At 43.2% G+C, this 4,015-nt stretch carries 1 protein-coding gene; it reads right to left on the bottom strand.

Going from position 1 to position 4,015, the window contains the following annotated elements:
• On the bottom strand, positions 1–4,015 hold a 4,015-nt coding region (locus ACFQO1_RS13090), incomplete at both ends, for a T9SS type B sorting domain-containing protein (protein WP_380218615.1).

Genomic DNA, 4,015 nt, shown 5'->3' with positions numbered 1-4,015 from the left:
TATCTTTTTAGGGTAAAATGCCCTTTAAATTCTTTAGGGGTTTCGTCTTCCATATATTCTACCCTAAACCAGTAATCACTCGATGGCAATGGATTTCCATTATAGGTACCGTCCCATCCTGCCGATTGTGGACTAAGTTGTTTTAATAACTTTCCATAGCGATCAAATATATAAATTTTTGCCGTAGGGTCACTCTCTGCAATCCCAATGATATTCCATGTATCATGGTACCCATCCTGATTAGGGGTCATAAACTCAGGATAATCAATCACATTGACCACTAACTCCTCACTCCCACAACCATTGGCATCCTTTATCGTAATGATATGCGTCCCAGGTCTCACATCTTCAAAAGTACCACTGCTCTGGAACTGTCCATCATCCAGTTGGAATATATACGTTCCAAGCCCTGTTGCTTCGACCTCAATAATATGATTGTTTGCAAAGGCGCCATTGATCAGTGTTGCACTAAATGTTCTTGGCGCAGAAGAAACAATCACCGTAGTACTGGCCATATTGATACATCCTGTTGCTAGATCGGTCACTGTAACGGTATACTCACCTCCTACCAGTGGAACAATACTAGGGCCTGTCTCATCCACCTGAAGTGTCCCATCAATTTCCCACTCAAAGGTATACTCTGCTGGATCCAGGCCTGTATCAATGGTTGGAGGCGATGGCTGTCCTTCTTCCTCTGGTACTACCATATCGTCTTCATCCACACATATTCTATACTGCTCATCTAAAGTAACCACAGGTAATACATCTACCTGAAGTAACATTTGCGTAGTTGCAAAACAATCAGTCAGACTATTGGTCACCCTTATATAGATGCGCTGCGGATTGATAAGATTATTATAAGGAAAGCTAATAGCTCCTGTACCTTCCTCTGCCCCTAGCTGGGTCTCATGGAAGGTAATTACAAAGTCTGGCTCTGGCTGACCTCCAAGTATCTCTGCCCTTAGGTCAGCAACCTCAGGATCTGTAGCATCATTAAGATCAAAAGAACCTATCCCATCATTAGCTCCTTCGTTGTCACAGATAATAAACGGCTCCTGTGGCATGGTTGCCTCTGCGCCTGCCCGCACCTCTATTACAAAAGATTGTACTCCTGCGCTATAACAGCCCGTGGTATTGTTCTCTATCCCTGTAAAGATCGTCTGAGGATTACTTATATTCTGATACGTACTGGCATTGCCAATTATAGGTGAACCATTGATAGCATCTGTATCATTAAGATAAAAGGTTACTGTGTAATCTGCCGGGTCTTGATCTGGCCCTAGTATCTCTGGTATTCTACTGGTCAAATTAAACGTTGCTCTATCATCAAAGGGTACTTCACATATAATATAGTCTTCAATGATCGCGGTATCATCAGGCAACGGATTTACAATGAGTTGTATCTCTACAATCTCAAAACATCCTGTAGTCATATTAGTTGCCCTTGCATAAGCTACATCCATTCCCGGTACTACATTTGGATACGCTAACTCATCGGGCACCTCTGGTGTCCCGTCAAAAGCATCCTGATAACTGGCATGATAGGTAACTACCCAGTTAGCACCATTTAAAATCGTCGCTCTGGTGCTAGCCAAATTAAAGACCTCTATCCCATCACCCGGATCGTTATCATCACACTGCTCCAATGGCATCGGAGTGACCGGCTCAGGATTGGCCGTTACTCTTAATTCTAAGGTGGTAAAGTCTACACAACCATTGGCTGCAATTACACGTGCAAATACTATCTGAGGGTTCTGAGTATTGATAAAGTCTGTCTCTGGATCTATACGGTCTATCCCATCCTGGGCTGCTTGCATGGTAAGGTAGTACTCCACACTCACTCCAGGGACCCCTCCCGTGATATCATCGTTACGCTCAGTAAGATCAAAACTGGTAAACCCATCGTTTTGTTGCCCCACATCATCACACATCATCAACTGGGGAGGATCATTTACTACCGGCCCAAGATTGACAATCAGATCAAACTGTGAGGTATTAAAACATCCGTTTTGATCACTCTCAAAACGTACATAGATCGTCTGAGGATTAGTCGCATTTGGAAAAGCACCGGTATTAGTAATATCGTTAGCGCCTGTATCGGCATCTATCTGACTGGTGTGATAGGTCAAAATAAAATCTGAACTCTGCCCATTATAGATCGCAGCATCCTGATCGTTTAAGTTAAAGATCGCCATATCATCATCATCACAGACTTCCAGATCTGATAGCGGGGCTATCTGTGGGGTAGGTAATACCTCCAGATCCATTTGAACCACACTAAAACACCCTGTGTCATTAGGAGCATTGGTGTAGGTAACACGCACAAAGATAGGCTGGTTAAAAGCCACAATATTCTCATATGGACTCGTTACAGGGAACCTTCCGTTTTGAGCATCTGCCAAACTCTCATAATAACTAAACGTAACATCGGGATCGGTGGTAATCTGTGCGTTGTTATCCTCTAACATAAAGGTACTCACAAAACCATCGGTATCATCATCACAGGCCGTAAGTACATCTGGAGTATTTACTATAGGTATTGGGTTTACAATTAGATCCAAGGTAACCATCCCATCGTCCACCACACACCCAGTATTGGTATCTTCCGCACGGATATAGATTGTTTGAGGATTGCTCGTATTCTGATAATTATCTGCAGGATTAATAGGCATACTACCATCCTGAGCTCCAGCAAGAGTTTCAAAAAAGGTGATATTAATCGCCGGATTGCCCCCACGTATCTCATCGATCTTACTGGTCAAATCAAAAAATTCCAGCTCATCATTCACTCCAGTAATCACATCATCATCACACTCCTCCAATGGAGTAGGATCCACCAGCACCGGGCGAGGCAATACCTGCAACTCGAGAGTCGTCTCTCGCTCACAAGTGTTATTAGGCATTCCAGGATCATTAGTACTCACCACTATAAAAATAGTCTGTGGATTACTCGCGTTTGGATAGCTCGTTGGTGTATTAATAGCATTGGTCAGCGCCGCATTATCATAATAAGTCACCGTATACAAACTTGGATCCAGACCTGTAAAAAGAGTGGCCTCTGCCTCTGTTAAATCAAAGATCGCAATCCCATCACTATCATCATCACAGCGTGTTAATACTCCAGGAGGAGTAATCGCAGGACTGTCCCGTACAATTAAATCCAACGTCGTAAGACTATAACAACCACTGGCGCTATCGCTCAAACGAACAAAAACTGTTTGCATCCCAACCATATCATTGTTAAAAGGGGTCATCGTATTGATAGGTGATGCATCGTTCATAGCATCGTCCATCGTACGGAAGTAACTTACCATTAAGTTACCTGCAGGATTCCCATTCAAAACTTGCTGGGTCGCATCCTCTAACATAAAGGCTCCAAACCCATCATTGTTATCATCACAGAAAACCAATGCATCTGGCATCCCAATAGCAGGACCAGCAACTACCACTAAATCCATCGCAAAGGTCACAAAACAACCCTGGTCATTACTCTCCACTCGCACCCAAATCTGCTCCCCTGTAGAAGGATACGGTATCGAAAGAGGCATCGTCTCTGTCATAGCATCGCCCTGAGTAGCATAATAACTCACATTTAAATTAGCATCACCATTAGTAATCGCAGCATTTTGATCACTTAAATCAAAATCCTCACTCCCATCCCCATCATTATCACACTGCTCAAAGGTATCCACCGCTGTAAAATTTAAAACAGCGCCCAAAACCAAATTAAAACTACCAACACTTGCACAAAGTGGAGTACCCATTGGATCCCCATTCTCATAATTCTGAGCACGAACCCAAATCACCTCCCCAGCACTAGGATACATAGATGCATTCATTATAGGAGCAGCACCAACATCTGCATCTGCCTCTGTCGTATGATACGTAAGGGTAACTCCTACCAATCCATCCAAAATCTCCAAATCCTTAGAAGTCAAATCAAATACCTCACTGCCATCCCCATCATTATCACACTCAACATAATCCATAATAGGATCCTCTATCTCTGGGGAAT

Source organism: Jejudonia soesokkakensis, assembly GCF_042664795.1.
GTDB classification, from domain to species: domain Bacteria; phylum Bacteroidota; class Bacteroidia; order Flavobacteriales; family Flavobacteriaceae; genus Jejudonia; species Jejudonia soesokkakensis.
The sequence above is the reverse complement of the archived record's forward strand: the minus strand, read 5'-3'. Positions and strand labels throughout refer to the sequence as shown.